We start from the raw sequence: 20,964 nt of genomic DNA on the forward strand, positions 1-20,964 counted from the left end.
GCTCCCTTTATTTTTATCGGTATAGTTGATTAAATAACATTTTGAATGTTCCATGGCTTTGTGCCCTGTTCGTGATCTCAGGACCAATGGCCACTAATTTCCCTTTTCCAATCTTGGATACCAATCCAATATTGACATCCTTTAAATATTGCTGTCCATGGGCCCAACCACTCAATAGCGAATGATCAGAGTTAATGGATCCTAATGAATACAGATTGTCCGAATTCTGGAACTTAAAGACCGGACTGTTATTGAACACAATGTTCAGGTCTTTATCCAATCCGTAGTTCTCAGGCTTACTGATATCCGCTTCAGCTTTTAAAATACTCGTAGGAACATAAAACTTCACACTGGACAACTTCACTTTCTTGCCATCCTTGCCCATTTCCATCAATGGATTTTCAACCGGAAGGTTAAAATGGTAAACCAGTTCTGATGAAGCACCAATAGTTACGATCTGTCCTCCATTTTCCACAAAGGTTTTAAGCACAGGGATGGACTTGGCAGCTGTTACTGAACCCAACATGTGTTTATATTGATCCGGAACGATGCTTGCGTCTACCGAACGGCCTGAAGCATTGGAACCAAACGCCGGAATACCCTGACCTACGAACAACAGCACATCATAATCTTTAATGCTACTGTTGTCAATATCTTGAGGGTAGAATAATTTGTAGTCAAATCCATATTGCTCCAACATCCATCTTACCCAACCTGAAGGCATACTACCACCATAATGGTCAAATAAACCGATCTTAATGGCTTCAACTGGTTTCAATTGTTTTGGCTTGCTCGAAACCGCTTTGCTTTCCAAGCCTAAGCTAGCACCAAATTCTTTCACCTTAGCTGCTGCTTTTGCATCGACATAGAAATCTTTTGAATCAAGGTCACGGAATACTTTCACGCCAGCTTTCAATAGTTGGTTGATCGCCAAATAAGCATCATTTGCTTTTCCATTGATCAGATATCCACCTTTTGAAGAGGCAACCTCTCTAGCCAATGGGCTCAACAGAACACCTGTTTCTTTTTTCTGTAAAGGCGCATTGAAATCATCATATACTTTATCGTATTCCACACCCATTTGCATAGCCAAGGTCCAGCCTGCTGCATCATACGGACGGATTGGAGGCCCTCCCTCATATTCCACATCGTGTGGGTGATCTTGAGGTTCGAACATATCCAATACCTGCGGCCTGAAGGCTTGATTGGTTTTCACTACGATGGAACCCTTTGGATAGTTCTTTCCATTCACACTAAAGTCAGCGTTCGCTTGATAAACATATACTCCGGATTTGATCAAGGTATTCACAAATTTAACGGCAGTTCCGAAATCTTCTTGATCGGCCGATAATATGAAAGCCCTTGGGTCGCGTTTAGACTTATCAGCGAAAATAGCATCATAATAGCTTTTAGGGATGGTTTTTGAACGGTAGAAAGTATTGCTTTCTTCTTTCTTCACCTTACCTGCCGCTACATCTGCATCATAGGTTTTCTCAATGGACTCGGCATATTTAGGGTATTTTGTCCAGTAATCCTCATTCCCTCGGTCAATGGAGTTTTTACCCATCTTGTAGATATTGTACAATAATTTATCGCCATTACGCGCAGCATAATCTAGGATGGCGAAGTTCATCGAGACGGAATAGTCAATTGATTTCTTGAAATTCCACTTTTGAGGTGCAATAGGGAAAGGCAAGCCATTTCTAGGGATCTGCCTTTCTGCTACCAATGGAATCTCTGAAGGGGTTGGATGTCCTGTAATTTCAGTCAAGATACCGATCATGTTATGGAAATATGGAGCAGTTCTCAATCCTCCATTCCACCAAGTAGAAAATCCAGATTGATCCATGCGGACATAGCCAGGTTTATCTTCTTCATTAAGGCGGTTGATCATTGCAAATCCAACACCATCAATTCCGGTCACCAATAATGGATCGAATACATGGTTGAATGGATCACGATATGGCGGACCAGCGACAATAGTGCCATCTGGAGAGGTTTGGTGATGGTTATAGATGATCTGCGGCAACCAATCTACATAGACTACCTTGGCAAGGTTGCTAGCTTCCTTCATGTTGAACATAAAGAAATCACGGTTGTTATCATGACCTACATATTTCTGGTACAAGGTAGGAATGGACATGTTACGCTTTTCCTTGTCATCATATTGCATATACCAATCTGCCAATAGATCCTGACCGTCTGGATTGACATGCCACATCAGGACCACCACTTTATCCAAGTAATTGTTGATTTCAGCATCATTCCGGTTGGTCAACTGATAGAAGGTTTCAATTAATTGATGCGATCCAACCATCTCATTGGAGTGCATACCTCCATCAATCCATACCACAGGTTTTCCTGCCAGGGAAAGCTCCTTCGCTTCGGCTTCAGTGATTCCTTCGGCACGACCTAAGGTTTGGGATATCTTACGGTATTTTTCAATGTTCTTCAGGTTCTCAGGAGAAGAGATAATGATCAGGTGTTGTCTCCTGCCCTCTTCTGTTAGTCCCCCGTCCTGTATGAGTACTCTGTTGGATTCTTTGGCAACTTTTAAAAAATAGCTTTCCATCTGTTTGTAGTTGGCAAGCATATAGTCATCACCGATATTGAATCCAAAATGTGTTTTCGGATTGGTAACCTGTTGCGCCGTTCCATAGTTGAACTGCCCAATCAATAAGGCTACCAGAATCGATTTTATGGTATTCTTAATCATTTTTTATTGTTTTTTACATATTTCTCTAGCCATTGATGTTGTTCCCAGAAGGTATGAAGGACTCCTTCCCTACTTCTGTAGCCATGGAACTCCTTAGGCAACATCACCAAACGCACGATTCCACCATGCCCTTTAATCGCTGCATAAAGACGCTCGCTCTGTATAGGGAATGTCCCTGAGTTCTCATCGTCCATACCATGGGTCATCAATAATGGTCTCTTGATCTGTGGCGCATAGGTAAATGGCGACATGGCATCATAAGTGTCTTTGGCTTGCCAATAGGTCCTTGCCTCGCCTTGGAATCCAAATGGAGTCAAAGTTCTGTTATAGGCTCCACTTCTGGCAATACCAGCGGCAAACAAATCAGTATGTGCCAATAAATTGGCCGTCATAAAGGCTCCGTAGGAGTGGCCACCAACTCCAATTCTGTTGCGGTCAGCCACACCTAGACCTACAATATGCTCTATCAATGCACTTGCATTATCCTTGATCTGCTCAACAAAGGTGTCGTTAGGTTCAGAAGTACCTTCACCAACGATTGGCATATCAGCTTGATCCACGACTGCGTATCCTTGGGTCACCCAGTAAACCGGAGAACGGAAGGCCAAGCGTGGGAACCTATTTGGTGATCCTTTTACCTGTCCCGCTGCCTCTTTGGTCTTAAATTCACGCGGGTATGCCCATACCAAAACAGGTAATGGAGCATCGCCTTTTTTGAAATCCGCCGGCACATATAGCGTTCCTGAAAGGTTCAATCCGTCTTTTCTTGGGTAAGACAATAAGGATTTCTGAACATTTGCAATACTTGGGTATGGATCTGCAAAGTTGGTAATCTTCGTTTCCTTCTTGTTCTTGATATTTACCGAATAGACATTCGGAGCATCTTTTGCAGATTCCCTAGAGACATACAGTACTCCGGTATTGTTGAAGAAGATCGGTTCTTCATAATAGCCACGTTTAGATTTGTATAAGGTATCCTGTTTACCATTCTGAACATTCCATTTCATCAGGAATGGGCGATCTCCTTCTGGAGAAGCTCCTAATCCTTGCGTGAAAACAGAACCTTTGCCATCTGTCAGCAACTGTCCTTTTTCATTTTTTACAAAGCTTCCTGGATCGGTATAGGTATCCTCAGACTTGCGGGTTGAAAGCACTTTAACTACCTGATTGGTCCTCGGGTTGATTAATGTCAATTTTGAGGACCGGTCCTTTCGCCAGTTTTCTGAAACGATAGCCACTCCATCTCCCCATTGAATATCCCTAACGCGATAGGTCCCTGAGAATATCTTATTTGAAGAAGAAAGATCAAATGGCGCTCCGATTTCAAATAATTCATCACGGACCTCGGTCTTCATATTAGGATCGCCTTTATCCAATGCCTTCACATAAACCAAGGAAGCATCCTTATCTTTTCGCCATTCGAAATCTCGAGGGCCTTCCAATACCGCATCAAATGAAATCGGCATTTTATCCGCTAATGGGATGGTATAGATATCTTTTACTTTTGATCCAGTTGAAGAATAAACGGTCACTTCTGCCGGAAACAGGTAGATGGGAACCAAGTAAGAATAGGGCTTAACGACCTTTTCTGTCAGGATATATTTTCCATCTGGAGAATAGGAAACAGATTTAAAGATGCCCTTAATTCCAATAGGCTTGGCATTCCCCTGAAGATCGACCTCGATAAGGTCTGAAGTCAGGTAATATTCCATTAGGGTCTCATCGTATCCATTTGCCAATAGGTTCTGATAAGTTCTTGAAGGGGTGATTCCGCCAAGGTTTTCCTGCACTACAGGACCTGTAGGCACAGGATTTTGGACAGGAACGGATCCTCTTGAAGCATTCACTTGCTGGGCAAGCAAAGCTGTTCCATCTCCATTCCATTGAAAGGTACTTCCGTAGGTGTCATTGACCTTGCTCAACAACTTTTTAGCTGTTTTACTGTTCAGGTCGGCAAGCCATAGTTCCGTATCCTCTAATGATTTATTCAAAAAGGCAAATACACCAGGTTTGGATGACCATTTTACATCGGCAATCTGTAAGTCCTGAGGTAGCCCTTGGATGCTGAACTCTGAGCCATTGCTCAAATCACGAATCTTCAGACCTTTGAATGTCCCCAGATTCTCTGCTACAGTGGTATTACTAATGGGATTGATCCTCAAGCCGGCAACACCTAATACAGGTTGTGAAGCTTGAATGATGGTTTGAAAACCTGGAACTTCCAGTACCAACATGTACCGTCCATCTGGACTGAACTCCTCCATTGGTATCTGTGGGGCATCCACAAGATCAACGATGGATTGAGGAGGTAATTGATACTTGATTGCCTCCTGCGCATGGGTCATGGTTGAACCTGCCAAGAAAGCAATGAAAAATCCTGCTTTCAAATAATTTCGGTTAGTTTTTCTTGTAAAATTCATCTGCATCTTTATTTAGCTGTACCATGCAATCCTTCGGCATGTACACCATGTGCCCTGCCTCGTAATAGGTAAATGATACTTTCGATTTCTGTTCTGGCCTTAAATTCATATGTTTCATAACATATTCAGCAGCATGATAAGGCGTTGCCAAATCATAATACCCACCAATTACCCAAACCTTTAGGTCAGGGTTCTTAGACATGGCTTGCCTCAATAGCTCTGAAGCATTTAAATATTTATTCTGAACATTATTGTAGTTCCATGGGGATACCCCACCGGAAAAATCATAAGGTAGTTCATTCTTGAATTTAAGTTCGGTCCTAATATAATGATTCATTGCCGAAGAAAAGGTACCTGCTGTATTTCCTGCTGGATCAAATTCGAAACGATCGCCCGAATCATCATAGTCTCGACCAATAGCACGGCTATCAAGCCTTCCCACCGTCAATCCTTCATCGCGCCTTAATTCTTTACAGAATTTATGGATGTTGATCCTAAGGTTGGTCTCTTTGATATAGGCTTTGCTCAAACCGGTATACCTAGCCAATTTAGTCGCGATCTGATCATATTCTTGCTCTGTTAAATCAGTTCCTTTATTCAGTGCCAAGATATATTCGTTGTTAGCAAATTTCTCAACTTCATCCAATGTCGCTCTCAGGTTGCTCTGTAAGCTAGGTTCTAATTGTTTATGGTAATAGGCTGTTGCCGTATAGGTTGGCAAAAACAGATGATAAGGCAGGTCATTCCCGATCTCAAACCTTGCCGTCTGCATATTTAATATAGAACTCAACATAATGACTCCATCAAAATACATACTATATCGGTTCTGTAAATATTGAACAAGACCGGCTGCCCTTGGCGTTCCATAACTTTCGCCCATGATATACTTCTTGGAATTCCAGCGTTCATTCTTGGTTACATACAACCTGATGAAGTCGGCTACCGACTGTACATCCTCCACAAAACCATGAAACTGTTTGGGATCTTCCCCTTTTACAGCACGGCTGTAACCTGTAGAGATCGGATCAATGAATACAAGATCCGTCTTATCCAACCAGGTCTCCGGATTATCTCCGTAGCTATATGGATAAACGGCATCTCCAGCTTCCGTCAAATTAGGTCGCTTTGGCCCCATGAATCCCATATTAACCCAAACAGAGGCCGAACCTGGACCTCCATTGAATGCAAAAGTAACCGGCCGGTCTTTCCGGTTGGTTGCAACATACGCGATAAAGAAAACATTCCCTTTGGGATTGCCGTCTTCATCTTTCAACTGTATATAGCCTGACTGGGCTTTATACTCAATACTACCAGACCTCAGTTTGGCTACATGCTTGGTTTCTACCACTTCAGGAATGATGGCTGAATTGTTAGACACTACCGACGTATCAAGTTTCAATGTTTCGATGGCCTTGTTTTTACTGTATTGCGGCCCCCTTGGGATTACGGGCGCTAAACTCTGCGCCCATAGATCTCCAAAGATGAACATGAAAGCTATGAAACTAATCGTCTTAATTTTATAATCATTCATACATTATTTATTTTAGTTATTATCCATTAAATTATTCAATATCAATTCATTACTTGGAATCGGTAGAATATAAGCAGGATCATCAGTCGGCACGGCAGCAATGGCATGCTGTGATTTCGCTGGAATGGTTAATCCCAAACGCATCAAGTCACCATTACGAATTCCTTCACCTAGGAATTCTATCCTACGTTCTTCGATGATTCTATTTAAATATGCGTTTACATTGGCAAATGACCCTGCAGTTAGGGATGCCCCTTGATTTGAGCGGCCATATACCGCGTTCAATAATGCTAATGAGCGGGCATCTACGGTATTGGAGGATCTAGCCAAAGCTTCCGAAAGGTTCAACAAAACCTCAGAATATCGGATTACTGGAACATAATCGATATAAGGAGATGCTTGATTAAACTTCGTTAACCATGCTTTCCCCGTCTTTGTCCCTGTTTTGGTCAATTTCCTACGGGCATCAGTACCCAACCATTCCGCTGAAGCATAGATTCCCTCCACTTTATTCAGGGAATATTCACCAGCACCATTACTGGTAGATGTACCGCCGTCACCTGTACCTGGCAAATAATATCTGGACAGGGCACTTCCGGGAGCATCATTATTTGTAAATGGCATTGAAAAAATCGACTCCGAAGAAGTGTAAGGAGACTTAAAGAGATCTTCAAAATTACCTTCCAATTTATTGGCTACCCCAGTTCCTGCACTGAAAGGTGCTGAAGCAGGAACAATCTTATTTGCTTCAGCGATTACCTTGGCATAATCCCTCATGCTCAGGTAAATTCTCGTTTTTAGAGCAATGGCCGTGTTTTTATGAGCTCTGGTAGTATTTAGGAACGCTGAGGTATAATTCGCTGGCAGGTTTTGTTCAGCAAAATCCAAGTCTGCCAATACTTGTTTATAGGTATCTGCAACAGTACTTCGCTCCAAATCATAATTCCCTGGTCCTGTATTTCCTTTCAAACGGAGCGGAAGTCCTGGTTTGCTACCATTGCCATCCCAATATGGCCTTGCATAAAATTGCAAAAGATAATAATAGGTCATGCCGCGGATCAGTCGTGCCTCTGCACGGTAGCTATTTGCTGTGGCAGCATCCAATACCGCATCACCACCATTATCTAAGCCATCCAAGAAAACGTTCAGTTTGTTGATTGTCGCATAGGTCGCCACCCAAATATCATTGACATCGGAGGTTGTGGTCTGGGGTAACATGGAATACATGGTGGCACCCGTAGCAGCATTCATGTTGCTACAGTGAAATTCACCCGTCCTGACATCAGAAATCAATATGTACCAACTCCCTAGGTAGCTTGAAGCCTTCATGCTTGCATACAAGCCATTAACTTGACTCAGAATACGCTCTGGTGTACTAAACGCGGTAACATCGGTGATCAATGTTTTGGGTTGTGGATTCAACCACTCTTCTTTCCTACAACTGCTAAATAATAAGGTCAGTCCAGTTGCACATAATATGATAGATTTACTCGATTTCATTGTGATAAGTTTTTAATTGTCCTTAAAATCCAACGTTTAATCCAAATGTGAATGTCCTTGCATTTGGTGCTTGGTTCTTGTCAATGCCTTGTCTGATTGCATTGTTACCATTGGTAGTAACATCTGGGTCATACCCAGTGTACTTGGTCCATAATGCTAGGTTTTGGCCACTGACATAAACACGAATGTTATTCAGCTTCATTTTGCTCACCAAAGTATTTGGTATCGTGTAGGAAAGCATCACATTCTTTAAGCGCAAGTAATCTGTCGAGGAAATATTATGTATTAAAGGCAATGTATTACCATTGGACACATTGTCGTTATTTACAACCCTTGGAATATCGGTCTGGTCCCCTGGATTCTGCCATCTACGCATCATATCCGCTGAATTGTTCCAGAACCGTAAGTCGCGCATAGTTCCTTGGTTACCATTCATCATATAGCCCCCCAATTGGTAGGTCAATAACACTGTCAGGTCAACACCTTTATAGTTAAAGCTGTTGGTCCATCCCCCAAACAACTTAGGAGCGGTTGGTTTATATGGTTTAGCATCATCAGACGGAGTAATAGCTCTAGCTCTGGTGCCATCCTCATATTCCCATTGGTATTTGACAGCATTGATCCCTGAAACATTCTGTTGATAGAATACTTTCTTGCCATCGCCATCAATGAAGATCCTTCTTCCTGTCTCAGGGTCCACACCAGCAGTTTCAATAGCATAGAGCATACCGGCAGGTTGTCCAGGTAAAGTAATCGTCATCCCATCCAAAGAACCTGAAATGATACTCGGCACGCCATTCGCCAATGTCAATACTTCATTATGGTTGGTAGTTAGGTTAAATGAGCTATTCCATCTGAAATCCTCTTTACGGACTGGAGCACCTCCAATAGTAAATTCAAACCCTCTATTATACATTTCACCAACGTTCTGCAGAATACTGTTTGAAGTACCATTAGGAATACCAACTGAAGGAGGTAGCGGCACCGCGAAGATCAAACCGTCGATAGAGTTTTTGTAATAACCGATCTCCCCTGTGATAGCTGAATTGAATAAGGCAAAATCCAACCCTATATCAAATTTCTTACTGGTTTCCCATTTTAGGTCAGGGTTTCCAGTTACCGAATAGGTTAAACCCGGTTGACCTCCATATAAGGTGGCAGAATAAGTATTGATCGCTCCAAAGTCTCCAAGTCCACCCACATTACCCACTTTACCATAACTGCTTCTCAACTTAAAGGCATTGATCTTTTGTCCCCATGAACTCGCTGACCAAAAAGCTTCCTTAGCAATGTCCCATCCACCGGAAACTCCCCAAAATGTACCTTTCTTATTGTTCAGTCCTAAAGCAGAATATTCATCCTGTCTTAAGTTGGCAGTAAAGAAGTACTTCTTTTGATAGTCATATTGCAAACGGGAAAACAAGGAGAACAGATAGTTATTGATTTCTTGGTTATCAGTTCTATAGTCAAAAACGTTTTGCCAACCACCCTGTATATTAGTGTAGTATGGATCCGTCTGGCCAGTTCTTTGCAAACCAAACATAGAACCTGTCGTTCTTTGTTGTTCTTGACCTAACAATAGATTAAAGCTATGTTTATCATAGTTCCGGTCGAATGTCAATGTATTTGTCCAAACCCAACGCTGGCGTTTAGAACTTACACTACTTGCAGAACCGTTGCTAGCTAATCCTTCTCCCGAAAGTGGTGAATAATAATTGTTATAATCTACGTTTCTATAATCGATTCCATAAACAGATTTATAGGTAATCCATTTCAAGGGTTTAATCTGCACATAGGCATTGGATTGCACATTATTTCCTGTATTATTTGAATAATTGTTCAGCAATGAAATCACTGGATTGTAGAAACCTAGTCTTGATTGATTCAAATGTCCTGTATTGTCCATTAATCCCAAGAAACCATTTGAAGTCACGTTAAAACTTCCGTCATTGTTATACGGACCGATGATAGGCGCTGAAATCAATGCTAACCGCGCCATCGCACCAGAAGATGAAGAAGACTGAAAACCACCTTGGCCACCTGCACCGGTAGACATTGCCGCCAAGTTGTTTTCATTGACATAGTTCAACTTAACGCCCAACTTTAACCAATCGGTAGTCGTATTGTCAATATTGAACATCGCTGACTTTCTATTGAAACCATTTTTCTGGAAGATACCCTCTTGATCGGTATATGCTGCAGAACCAAAATAATTGGTTTTCTCTGTTGCTCCAGAAATATTGATGTTATGTGAATGGGAAGTTCCGGTTTGATAGATGTAATCATACCAACGTGTGTCAATGGTATTTCCATTAGCATCCTTACTCAACCCGTAAAAGTTTTTAGTGTCATTAAAGGTCCCGTCGTTCCTTAATGCTTCGTTCTTGATTTCCACATATTGGGCAGCATTCAACAACTCCGGTAAACGGTTAGCGGTTGTATAACCCAACCAACCTTCATAATTAACTTTGGCAGAACCTCTTTTCCCTTTTTTAGTAGTGATAAATACCACCCCGTTGGCAGCTCGCGAACCGTAAATACTGGTTGCAGCAGCATCCTTAGCGATATCTATACTCTCAATATCGGCTGGATTGATTGCAGATAATGGATTGGAAGCCGCATAACTTGGTCCTGAATCGTCATTATCATTGAAGGCTGGAACCCCATCGATCACGACCAAAGGATAGGTACTTAATGATAGAGAGTTAGTTCCTCTAATCTTGAACACTGGAGCTTGATTCAGAACACCTGAACTGGTATTCACTTGAACCCCAGATGATCTACCGGCCAAGGAAGCATCAAAACTCTGAACGGGCAAGTTCCCCACATCATCCCCTTTTACAGATGTTAAACTTCCGGTCGTCTCCTTACGGCTTTGCGTTCCATAACCGATTACAACGACCTCATCCAATTCCTCATTGGACTCTGTCATCGTCAAATTGATTGGATTGGAATTCAATACGACATGCTCAATTGAGCTGTACCCCATTGAAGTCATTACCAAAACGGAATTTCTTGGAACTCGGAAAGTGAAATTTCCATTGGCATCTGTTGATGTACTGATGCTTTTGCCCTTGATGGTAATGGATACCCCAGCGATGGGAGCACCATTCTTGTCAGTAATTTTCCCTTTAATTTCAATTTCTTCCTGAAAAGAAATTACGTCGCTATTTATTCGCGCAAATGTATGCTCAGGATACACAAATAACGACAGGCATGTAAAGCCCATTAATGTCCATTTACTGGTAAACAGCAATGGTTTTGTCCAATTTTTTGGACAAGTGGTTAGTTTCATAAGTGAAATAATTTAGGTGCTAATTTTCATGATAGATTAATTCTAGAGAAGAATTAACCATCAAATTGGAGGTCGTTTCATATGCGGTAATTTCATAATTTGGTTTGTCAAATTTAATATTTATTAAAAAATTACCAATAAAATAAATGACAAAGTGCAATAATTATTGTAAAGATGCCTTTACAGTAATTTAACTATTACTACAATATTATTATTAGGAATATGCTAATAAGTTTTAGCTAGGATTAGTATTCATCAAGGATTGCAACGATCGGCTGCCTAATCCGAGTGCGGACTGGCTTATCATCCTTTATGGCTGCTTTCCATTTCGGGGATTTCTTGATGAGGCGCATGGTTTCTCGCGCAAATGAAGGACTGATTTTGGACTTGTTGACGATGTCGATATCGCATAATTCTCCATCTTCACAGACTGTAAATTCCAAGATGGCAGTCTGACGGAGACCATACTTCACATATTCAGTGCTGTCCATATCCCTGAAAACACCGGATAGGTTTAAGTTATTTTCCAAAAAGCGTTGCCATCCTATAGCTCCGCCAACAAACTGAGGAATAACATCCACTTCCCGCACGACACTGCTGTCCACAACCACTTCATTTTGGGCCTTTAAACTCCCAAAAGCAGAAAGAAACAGGATAACGATCGTGAAAAATATCTTCATAAGGGTCTTAAAATCAATACCTAAAAGGTAAGAAAAATTCAAGAATAACAGAAATTACTTTGCTAGATCAATATCGGAAAGAAATTCGCCTTGATCATCCGTAATGAAGCTCATAGGATTCTCAGGGTCCTTGATGATTTCAAATAAGGTATAGCCCCAGGGCTTCCAAAAACTTTCCAATACCTGTCCATAGGTCTTAGCCGTCCATTGATCAAAAATCGGCTTGAGGGTCCAATCATTCAAAGGCATTGGCTCCACGAAAACCTTCTCTGGAACTTCCATATAGGTATATTCGGGCAACCTGTTAAATAAATAAGCAGAATAGAAAAAGCGAGCACAGATCTCTTCAAATTGAACAGGGTGCAAAACCTTCCCCTTTATTTTTGCTAAAACCTCATCATGATAGATTTCATGCACACCATTATCTTGCATGGTCGCTATGATGGCAAAATCCTTCATACGGATCGAAAAGATCAAGGTATTGATCTCATCTCGGTACATAAAGGTTTCTGGAGTACTGTCAACAGGCAACACTAAAATTGTAAAGGGGTTTTTATGTTCAAACTCCATCGGAGTGATCAGCGATTGCAACATAAAATGCAGGTTCTTGAACTTATGTACCAATGCTTGGGAAAAATTCAACTGCTCTCCGGAAAGGAAAGCCTGCCTAATCCCTACTTGGATCTCGTTGAATACCACACCGTACAGGATTTTACCAACCCATTGAAAAAGGGTCAGCTGATCCAGCTCTTTTAAAGCCGTGTAGCCAATGTTCACTGCATCCTCCACCTTTCTCTCTACCTCTGCGATGACTGCCGCCACCTCAGCCGAACATGGCAATTGCAACTGCTTGTAAGTCACCAAACTCTCATCCAACAACTTAAACGGCTTATCTTCCAAATCAAAGATGCGCATCATCCAAACAGGGAATACCTGAATCTTTTCATCTTCCGACTCCAATGCTTTTCCTGACAAGAAGCAAGTTTTGTTATCAAATTTAAAATCCAAAAAGGGATTATAGAGTTTATTTGCCATAAGCTGCAAAGGTAACACAAAACTTATAGATGGAAAACCATGCTGCTACAATTGACCGCAACATGACTTAGAGGAAATCAGGACAATTAAAGGAGAAAATTTCGAATGGGAAAATTGAGCTCAGCAGCTTTATTCCAAACCATAAAATGCCCGCCCCCTTTTACCCGAATGCTATAGTCTACGTTCTGGATTGGAATCAATCGATCTTTATCACCATGGATATGCAGACAGTTAACAGGAACATGACTGTTCTCCCAATTGACGATCTTGTCCACGGCCCATTTTTGAAAGTCCGGATCTGTATCTGCCAACATCGTATCAAACAGGAATTGTTCTTCATCCGACTTCAGTCCAAAGAGCCAATACAGAACTTTGGAATTCGCAAATCTCGATTGGTTTCCAGAAAACAATTTGTGCAGAGAAAGGAATTTGGAAACGCCCAAGACCTTCGGTAATTCATCCTTGGTCTTCGCCGAAGAAATTAAAATGGTTTTCTTGAAATCATAGTATTTTGAGAGCTCAGCAATGCACATTCCACCAAAAGAAAGTCCCAGTACATTTGCTCCCTGTTTGGGAATCTGATAATGCTCGGCAAGCCTGAACACATAACTTTCCAATGCTTCTGCAGGTCTTGGTTTTAACCAGTCCACATAAACCACCTGCATCCCTGAAAAATCAAGTTTTTCAAAGACCCGACGATCCGCTCCTAAACCAGAGAAAACATAGATAGTGTCCATCTATCTAAGTTAAGGAAATCAACCAATATTTACTTTAAAGTTTTCGAAAAGCAAAGGCGCGGAAACAACCTGCCCATCCTGTCCCTTCAGTCCTTTTAGTACCGAAGTTTTCCCTTTCTCCAACAGGTTCTTCATCTCCTTTTCATCGAGGAAAACACCATTTAGCGTACGCCAAATCTTAAAGTCACATCCCCTCGCATAATGGTCACACTGGGCAACCTTATCATACAGTTGCACCTGGCCAGGCTTGCATTTAGGGCATTTGATCTTTCCTTTTTGCAAAGGTTTCAGTTCCTCATGGGCAATGGCTACCCGCAATTGCAAAAGCTCTTTCGTGATCTTTTCCGTATAATCTTTGATATGTTTCATGAACACATCATAGCTCACCTTGTTCGCTCGCATTTCTTCAAGCTTCTGCTCCCATTTACCTGTCAGGGTAACTTTCGCAATGGAGCGATCCTTGATCAGGAAATAAACCGAAAGGCCCTTCTCCGTTGGGATCAATTTTTTCTTGTCCCTTTTGATATAATCCCGTTGAAACAAGGTCTCGATGGTTGCAGCACGGGTTGCAGGCGTACCCAAACCACAGTCTTTCATGGCTTGGCGCATCTCCTCATCCTCGATTTCCTTACCAGATGTCTCCATCGCTTTCAATAAGGAGGCTTCCGTATGGATAGGTCTTGCCTTGGTAAATCGCTCTGCCAATTCCAAGGTCAATACTTCAAGCATTTCCTCTATGCTCAATTTTGGTAACTGGGCATTTTCATTGTCTTGGTCATCCGTGTTTTTATCCTCATCTGGCAATTCAACCTGGTCTGCAGATAATCGCCAACCATATTGTCTGATCACGGTTCCCTTGGCAATCAATTCCACCCCCGCAGCGTCAATTGTCACTGTCGTGATATCCTTTAAACAGACCTCCGAGAAACTTTCTACCATACGTTTAGCGATCATATTGTAGATGTTCTGCTGGTCCATAGGCATTGGACCCGGTTTTTCATCGGTTACCAATAAGGCATGGTGATCCGTCACCTTTTTATCGTCGACCGATCGCTTGTTCAGCTTGGCGCCTATCAGGTTCTTACTGATGACGGCAATCTGTTCCTGTGCGGTGTCCGCTAAATGCTGGAAGAGCTCCTCAATTTTTTCAAAAACATCTTCACCGATATACCTGGAACCTGTACGGGGATAGGTAATTACTTTTTTCTCATATAAAGTTTGGGCAATACTCAAGGTTTGGTCTGCTGAATAGCCGTATTTCTTATTGGCATCCTGCTGAAGGGAAGTCAAATCAAATAACAGTGGTGGTTGCTCCTTCGTTTCCTTGGCCTCTACATTCTTGACCATCGCCTGCATCCCAACCTGTAGTTTGGCAACAGTTTCCTCGGCCACTTCCTTCTTATCGATTTTATTCGAAGTAGCTTTAAACTGAATGCCCTCTTTCTCAAAACCGGCCTGGATTTTATAGAAAGCCTGAGGCTTAAAATCTTTGTTCTCCAGATATCGCGAACAGATCATCGCAAGGGTTGGGGTCTGCACCCTACCTAAAGATAGGAGCCCTCTATTCCCTGCAGCTAAGGTCAATGCTTGGGTTGCATTGATACCGATCAACCAATCCGATTCAGATCTTGACCTGGCCGACATATATAAACTGTCGTATTCTACACCCTCCTTCAGGTTGGCAAAACCTTCTTTGATGGCTTTATCCGTCTGCGAGGAAATCCACAGCCTTTTAAAAGGCACATTGGACCTCAAGTAATAATAGATATTCCTGAAAATCAATTCTCCTTCTCGCCCAGCATCCGTTGCCACGATGATCTCTTCGGCTTGGGCCAACAAAGCCTTAATTGTATTCAATTGCTTCAAGGCACCCAAATCATCCATTTGTTTGCCATCTCTCTTGACTTTCTTCACCTCCAAGGCAAATTGCTCGGGAATGATCGGCAAGTTGGAAATGGACCAATTATGGAAGCCATAGGCTTGCGGAGTACACAGTTGGACCAAATGGCCAAATGCATAAGTAAAGGCATAGCCATTCCCCGAAATATATCCATCCTTAACCTCTTTCGCGCCCATCACCCTGGCCAAATCTCTCGCTACAGAAGGTTTTTCAGCTATTACTACTTTCATTCAATACTTTATATTGGCCTTCAATCGAAAGCCATATCACATCTTAAATCTAACGAAAAATGAAATTTTTATTCCAAGGAAGCTATAGAAATCCCTTGGATCTTACGGTACAGTTCCACTGCATATACATCCGTCATCCCGGAAACAAAATCAAGGACAGCACGGATCTTGGAATAGGTATCATCCTTATCCGTATGGAACTGCTCAGGAATCATCGCCACCAACTTTTTGTCAAACATGGATTTGTTAGACTTCAGATAGGCTGGCACAAACTCTTCCAATAAAGCATTCATCACCTTGAAACCTGCGATTTCAATCTGCACCACCGTAGGTGCATTGTAAATACGTGCAACGGAAATCTTCGAGATTACCTTCATATGCTGCACGATTTCCGGATCCAGCGCATCCATCAGCGGTTTCTCAAAGGTACCCTTCAAGAATTGCTCTTGGTTTTCTACAAAAACCTTTGCACAGGCCCAAATCAGGGTGTTGATAGCTTTTGCCCTCAATAATGAAACCCGACTTGCGGTATCACCCAGTGAATCCAATCTCTCCCTTAAATCTTCCCCAGCACAAAGCGGCAGGAGCAATTCCTCCACTTCCTTGTACGAAAGGATCTTCAGGTGATGGGCATCCTCCAGGTCAATGATATTATAACAGATATCATCAGCTGCCTCAACCAGGTAAACCAATGGATGGCGCAAATAGCCATTAGGATTTGAAGGGTCCCTTTCCAAGCCTAATTCCAAGGCAATCTTTTCAAAACTCGCTTTTTCAGAATCGAAAAAGCCATATTTCTTTCTATGGTGAGAGCCTTTCACATGTCCATCAATTGCTAAACAAGGATATTTAACGATGGAAGCCAAGCTCGTATAGGTCAAGGCAAATCCCTTGGGGTCTTTCCCATTGTATGCATGGGTCAAAATCCGCAAGGCATTGGCATTCCCTTCAAAATGAATCAGATCTTCCCACTGCTCCTTGCTGACCATCTCTTTGTACTTCTGCCCTTTCCCTTCGGTAAAGAAGGTGGAAATGGCAGCTTCCCCAGAGTGTCCAAATGCAGGGTTCCCTAAATCATGAGACAGACATGCTGCCGACACAATATTCCCCACCTCCTGCAAAAAAGGTGCTTCTTCATCAATATTAGGATTCTCCTGCTTCAACATGTTGTAAAACAAACGCCCTAAGGATCTTCCTACCGATGCAACCTCTAGGCTATGGGTCAAGCGGTTATGAACAAAAACAGCTCCCGGCAAAGGGAATACCTGCGTCTTGTTCTGAAGCCTACGAAATGGTGAAGAAAAGATCAAACGATCATAATCCCGCTGAAATTCAGAACGAGCATCAAATTGATCATTGTTCGCACGACTTTCATAGCCCCAGCGCTTTGCCGATATCAGTTGTTTCCAATTCATGTAAAATCTCAGATTTTGAATGGCAAATATACCATTTTAAAAATTTCAAGGACCCTATGTAGATGGATTAGTCCTTAATTATTACAGCCAATAATTCGTTGTCATAGGTAATTATCAGTCCAGATCCTCACTGCTCCTATTTCTTGTCATCATTCCAAACAAAAGATTCAGGACATACACAAATTGCATGACCAGCAACATAATAAAGGAGCCTACATAAAACTGTTGGATCTTGTAAAACCGCTCTACCTCAGCCAGGTTTGAGGCTTTACCGGAAACCTGGGATTCAATATTCCCAAAATAAACCCTTTCCACAAATCCCCAGGTCCATAAATTAACAATGAGACATAAGAAACTGATCAAATGCATGATGCTCCAAGTTTTGGAATAGAGCATCTGCTCCGTAAAATAGTATAAGCCGGCAAAAATCAGCCCCAGTAAACCTAAAAACTTAAAAAGCGAAATAGATGAAATAATAAAGAAGGTATCGTAGGTATTTATCGTAATGGAGGAGTACTTTGCCGGCACAAATACCGCAAAGGCAAGAACCAAAATTCCGACAGCAAGAAATAATAACGAAACCTTAAACATAACACTGATTTCCAACAAAATAATAAAATCTCATCGATTTTTAAAATACGATTATGAACTAAAAAATAAATAATAAATGAATCGCTGGGAACCAAAAGAACGTCAATGAACAGGTATTTACCATTCCTTTTCCTTAGTTCTTTGGAACGCCCCCCTTTATTATTATCTTTAACAGAAGCAATTAAAACATAATGACGACTTATAAACTCCCTCTTCCTAAAGACTTTGAAGGTAAATTGAATGGTAAAAACACCCATCTTATCACCCTTACCAACCGAGCTGGAATGCAAATCGCATTGACCGATTATGGCGCTAGACTGGTAAGTGCATTGGTTCCCGACAAAAATGGTGACCTGATCGATGTGATATTAGGGTTTGACAGCATTCAAGGTTACCTTCAGGCAAAGCAGTTTTATCATGGAGCTACAGTTGGCAGATTCTGCAACCGTATTGCCAACGGAAAATTCTCCCTCGATGGAAAGGAATACAGCTTAGCACAGAACAATGGCAGCAACTGCCTGCATGGAGGAGTCGACGGTTTCCACAACCGTGTATGGGACAGACAGGTGAGCTTCAATAAATTAGTCGATTTCTATTATGTTTCCCCTGATGGCGAGGAAGGCTTCCCTGGTGAGCTAAAGACAACCGTCTCCTACGAGTTGAGCAATGAGAATGAAATCATTATTAAGTATAGAGCTACCACAAATGCCCCTACGGTCCTCAACTTGACCAACCATGCTTATTTCAATTTAAATGGCGAAGGAAACGGTGATACCTTGAACCATGAAATCAGCATTCTTTCGGATGAGTTCCTTCCGCTCAATGAAAACCAAATCCCAACGGGTGATATCTACCCAGTGGAAGGTACTGCTTTCGACTTCCGCCAACCCAAACTTTTGGCTACAGATATCAATAGCCAAGAGGAACAGATCCAGATCGCCAATGGTTATGACCATAGCTTCATCAATAAACAACCCATCAGCGAACCCATTGCCAAAGCCTTCTCAAAAGAGTCCGGCATAGAACTCCAGGTTTTCAGCACCGAACCGAGCCTGCACCTCTATAGCGGAAACTTCCTCGACGATGACCAAGGGAAATCCGGCAAAAAGTACCTGCGCTATGGTGGCCTTTGCTTCGAAACCCAACATTATCCCGATAGTCCTAACCAAGAAAAATTCCCTTCGGTGAAACTGAATACAGGAGATGTTTTCGAAAGCGAAACAAGATATAAGTTCTGTATAAAAAAGTCTTAAGACTTTTTAAGAGATATAAGACAATAGACACAAGACATAAGACCTACTGGCGTCTTCTTTTTTTACTGAATCAGGATAACCCAACTTTATTATTACCCCCTTAAAGAAAGTATTTAACATAAAAAAGACATTAAACCTGTCCAGGTCTAATGTCTTATGTCTTGTGTCTTATGTCTCTTATTTACTGCGCCAAAAGGCTTTCCAAGGCAGCATCTACTTTTTCGAAGCCAAAATCAGCTTTCACTTCTTTAAACATTCTTTGGATCTGATCATTGCAAAGGTTGCCGATACTTCCTTCATGGGTATGGTTAACTTCTTTTGCTGGCTGGAATTTTCCTTCTTCGATGTCCAGACCGATTTTGCGGTAGGCTTCGCGGAACGGAACTCCGTTCAACACTTCATTATTTACGACTTCAACAGAGAATAAATAATCATATTTCGGATCATCCAGGATATTATCCTTGATCGAAATATTCTCCAACATATATTTAGCGATAGCCAAGCAATCATTCAGGGATTGGAATGCAGGAAAAAGATTTTCTTTTAACAGCTGCAGGTCACGATGGTATCCAACCGGAAGGTTGGTGGTCATCATGGCAATTTCATTTGGCAATGCCTGGATCTTATTGCAACGCGAGCGGATCAATTCGAACACATCGGGATTCTTTTTGTGTGGCATTATAGAAGAACCTGTTGTCAGGTGTGCCGGAAAGGAAATAAACCCAAAATTCTGATTGATAAAAAGGGTAACATCCATGGCAAATTTTGCCAAGGTCGCTGCAATCGAACTCATGGCCTGTGCCAATATCCGTTCGGTTTTCCCCCTGCCCATCTGTGCATAGACCACATTGTAGTTAAGGTCCTCAAAGCCAAGCAAGTTGGTCGTCATCATTCTGTTCAATGGAAAAGATGATCCATAGCCCGCTGCTGAACCCAACGGGTTTTTGTTGCAGACATTCCAAGCCGCTTTCAACAGTTGCAGATCATCCACGAGGCTTTCTGCATAGGCCCCAAACCATAATCCAAAGGAAGATGGCATGGCAATCTGAAGGTGCGTATAGCCCGGCATCAGTACCGATTTGTATTGATTGCTTAAGCTGATCAACTGATCGAACAGTTCTTCCGTATTCTTAAAGATGCTCTCGATTTCAGACCTGAAATATAATTTTAGGTCCACTAAGACTTGGTCATTTCTGGAACGGCCAGAATGAATCTTTTTCCCGGCCTCACCGATGCGTTCGGTCAGCATCATTTCTACTTGGGAATGCACATCTTCGACGCTGTCCTCAATTTTGAAATTTCCGGCCAATATTTCTCTGTAGATATTCTTGAGTTCTTTTTGCACATCCTCCAAGTCTTGGTCGGTCATCAATCCAATGCTGTTCAGCATTTTGGTATGGGCCAAAGAACCAAGAACATCGGCGGCTGCCAGGTTCATGTCCATTTCACGGTCTTGTCCTACGGTAAAGGTTTCCACAAAGGAATCTACATCAATATTTTTTTGCCAAATCTTCATGTTCAAAATCTTGTCGAACAAAAGTACCAATATATAGGGAAAATGCAAGGCAACAAGGGACTGGCCTGATTAGTAATTTCCAGAATTATTACAATGATTTATCCATTTCAGCCAATTATTTTTTTTGACATTCAATAATTTTTTT

The 20,964-nt window shown here is 41.9% G+C and carries 13 protein-coding genes; 1 reads left to right on the forward strand and 12 read right to left on the reverse strand.

What is annotated here, in order from left to right; translation table 11 throughout:
* Window positions 1-13: 13 nt before the first annotated feature.
* The 11 genes from NLF99_RS01215 to NLF99_RS01265 all read right to left on the reverse strand — a co-directional run bounded on the left by NLF99_RS01215 (window position 14) and on the right by NLF99_RS01265 (window position 18,050).
* Complete coding sequence (locus NLF99_RS01215) at window positions 14-2,716, reverse strand: M14 metallopeptidase family protein (RefSeq protein WP_254526469.1); 2,703 nt, start codon at window positions 2,714-2,716, stop codon at window positions 14-16.
* Window positions 2,713-5,136 carry a S9 family peptidase gene (locus tag NLF99_RS01220; RefSeq protein WP_254526470.1) on the reverse strand — a complete coding sequence of 808 codons (2,424 nt, stop codon included), beginning with the start codon at window positions 5,134-5,136 and terminating at the stop codon, window positions 2,713-2,715. The genes NLF99_RS01215 and NLF99_RS01220 overlap by 4 nt, the downstream gene beginning before the upstream one ends.
* On the reverse strand, window positions 5,114-6,667 hold the full coding sequence (locus NLF99_RS01225; RefSeq protein WP_214648380.1) for a S10 family peptidase: 1,554 nt from the start codon (window positions 6,665-6,667) through the stop codon (window positions 5,114-5,116). The genes NLF99_RS01220 and NLF99_RS01225 overlap by 23 nt, the downstream gene beginning before the upstream one ends.
* A gap of 12 nt (window positions 6,668-6,679) precedes the next feature.
* The gene (locus tag NLF99_RS01230) at window positions 6,680-8,167 is read right to left on the reverse strand and encodes a RagB/SusD family nutrient uptake outer membrane protein (protein WP_254526471.1); all 1,488 of its coding nucleotides are present in this window, start codon (window positions 8,165-8,167) and stop codon (window positions 6,680-6,682) included.
* Window positions 8,168-8,189: 22 nt separating this feature from the next.
* Window positions 8,190-11,462, reverse strand: a complete 3,273-nt coding sequence (locus tag NLF99_RS01235) for a TonB-dependent receptor (protein ID WP_185211211.1) — start codon at window positions 11,460-11,462, stop codon at window positions 8,190-8,192.
* Window positions 11,463-11,707: 245 nt separating this feature from the next.
* Window positions 11,708-12,142 carry an energy transducer TonB gene (locus NLF99_RS01240; RefSeq protein ID WP_254526472.1) on the reverse strand — a complete coding sequence of 145 codons (435 nt, stop codon included), beginning with the start codon at window positions 12,140-12,142 and terminating at the stop codon, window positions 11,708-11,710.
* 54 nt (window positions 12,143-12,196) lie between these two features.
* Window positions 12,197-13,177, reverse strand: coding sequence for a hypothetical protein (locus NLF99_RS01245; protein WP_254526473.1), 981 nt, complete (start codon window positions 13,175-13,177; stop codon window positions 12,197-12,199).
* Between the two features lie 86 nt (window positions 13,178-13,263).
* A complete protein-coding gene (locus NLF99_RS01250; protein ID WP_185215949.1) occupies window positions 13,264-13,914 on the reverse strand; it encodes an alpha/beta fold hydrolase in 651 nt (216 codons plus the stop codon).
* 18 nt (window positions 13,915-13,932) lie between these two features.
* Window positions 13,933-16,044: a type IA DNA topoisomerase gene (locus NLF99_RS01255; protein WP_254526474.1), complete on the reverse strand. Its 2,112-nt coding sequence runs from the start codon at window positions 16,042-16,044 to the stop codon at window positions 13,933-13,935.
* A 68-nt stretch (window positions 16,045-16,112) separates the two neighbouring features.
* Window positions 16,113-17,459 carry a deoxyguanosinetriphosphate triphosphohydrolase gene (locus tag NLF99_RS01260; protein WP_254526475.1) on the reverse strand — a complete coding sequence of 449 codons (1,347 nt, stop codon included), beginning with the start codon at window positions 17,457-17,459 and terminating at the stop codon, window positions 16,113-16,115.
* A 114-nt stretch (window positions 17,460-17,573) separates the two neighbouring features.
* Complete coding sequence (locus tag NLF99_RS01265) at window positions 17,574-18,050, reverse strand: hypothetical protein (protein WP_254526476.1); 477 nt, start codon at window positions 18,048-18,050, stop codon at window positions 17,574-17,576.
* A gap of 191 nt (window positions 18,051-18,241) precedes the next feature.
* Between NLF99_RS01265 and NLF99_RS01270 the strand changes: the two genes are divergently transcribed.
* The gene (locus NLF99_RS01270) at window positions 18,242-19,303 is read left to right on the forward strand and encodes an aldose epimerase family protein (protein WP_254526477.1); all 1,062 of its coding nucleotides are present in this window, start codon (window positions 18,242-18,244) and stop codon (window positions 19,301-19,303) included.
* Window positions 19,304-19,484: 181 nt separating this feature from the next.
* On the opposite strand, the gene argH is transcribed toward NLF99_RS01270, so the two are convergent.
* Entirely contained in the window at window positions 19,485-20,819 is a 1,335-nt protein-coding gene (gene argH / locus NLF99_RS01275) for an argininosuccinate lyase (RefSeq protein WP_254526478.1), read from the reverse strand.
* Window positions 20,820-20,964 lie beyond the last annotated feature (145 nt).

It is taken from the genome of Sphingobacterium sp. LZ11T8 (assembly GCF_024261425.1).
Classification (GTDB): domain Bacteria; phylum Bacteroidota; class Bacteroidia; order Sphingobacteriales; family Sphingobacteriaceae; genus Sphingobacterium.

What these genes read in the sequence shown, in the direction of transcription:
- NLF99_RS01255 (WP_254526474.1), bottom strand. Translation starts at nt 16,044, where the DNA reads ATGAAAGTAGTAATAGCTGAAAAACCTTCTGTAGCGAGAGATTTGGCC.
- NLF99_RS01265 (WP_254526476.1), bottom strand. Translation starts at nt 18,050, where the DNA reads ATGTTTAAGGTTTCGTTATTATTTCTTGCTGTCGGAATTTTGGTTCTT.
- NLF99_RS01245 (WP_254526473.1), bottom strand. Translation starts at nt 13,177, where the DNA reads ATGGCAAATAAACTCTATAATCCCTTTTTGGATTTTAAATTTGATAAC.
- NLF99_RS01230 (WP_254526471.1), bottom strand. Translation starts at nt 8,167, where the DNA reads ATGAAATCGAGTAAATCTATCATATTATGTGCAACTGGACTGACCTTA.
- NLF99_RS01270 (WP_254526477.1), top strand. Translation starts at nt 18,242, where the DNA reads ATGACGACTTATAAACTCCCTCTTCCTAAAGACTTTGAAGGTAAATTG.
- NLF99_RS01250 (WP_185215949.1), bottom strand. Translation starts at nt 13,914, where the DNA reads ATGGACACTATCTATGTTTTCTCTGGTTTAGGAGCGGATCGTCGGGTC.
- NLF99_RS01220 (WP_254526470.1), bottom strand. Translation starts at nt 5,136, where the DNA reads ATGAATTTTACAAGAAAAACTAACCGAAATTATTTGAAAGCAGGATTT.
- argH (WP_254526478.1), bottom strand. Translation starts at nt 20,819, where the DNA reads ATGAAGATTTGGCAAAAAAATATTGATGTAGATTCCTTTGTGGAAACC.
- NLF99_RS01225 (WP_214648380.1), bottom strand. Translation starts at nt 6,667, where the DNA reads ATGAATGATTATAAAATTAAGACGATTAGTTTCATAGCTTTCATGTTC.
- NLF99_RS01260 (WP_254526475.1), bottom strand. Translation starts at nt 17,459, where the DNA reads ATGAATTGGAAACAACTGATATCGGCAAAGCGCTGGGGCTATGAAAGT.
- NLF99_RS01215 (WP_254526469.1), bottom strand. Translation starts at nt 2,716, where the DNA reads ATGATTAAGAATACCATAAAATCGATTCTGGTAGCCTTATTGATTGGG.
- NLF99_RS01235 (WP_185211211.1), bottom strand. Translation starts at nt 11,462, where the DNA reads ATGAAACTAACCACTTGTCCAAAAAATTGGACAAAACCATTGCTGTTT.
- NLF99_RS01240 (WP_254526472.1), bottom strand. Translation starts at nt 12,142, where the DNA reads ATGAAGATATTTTTCACGATCGTTATCCTGTTTCTTTCTGCTTTTGGG.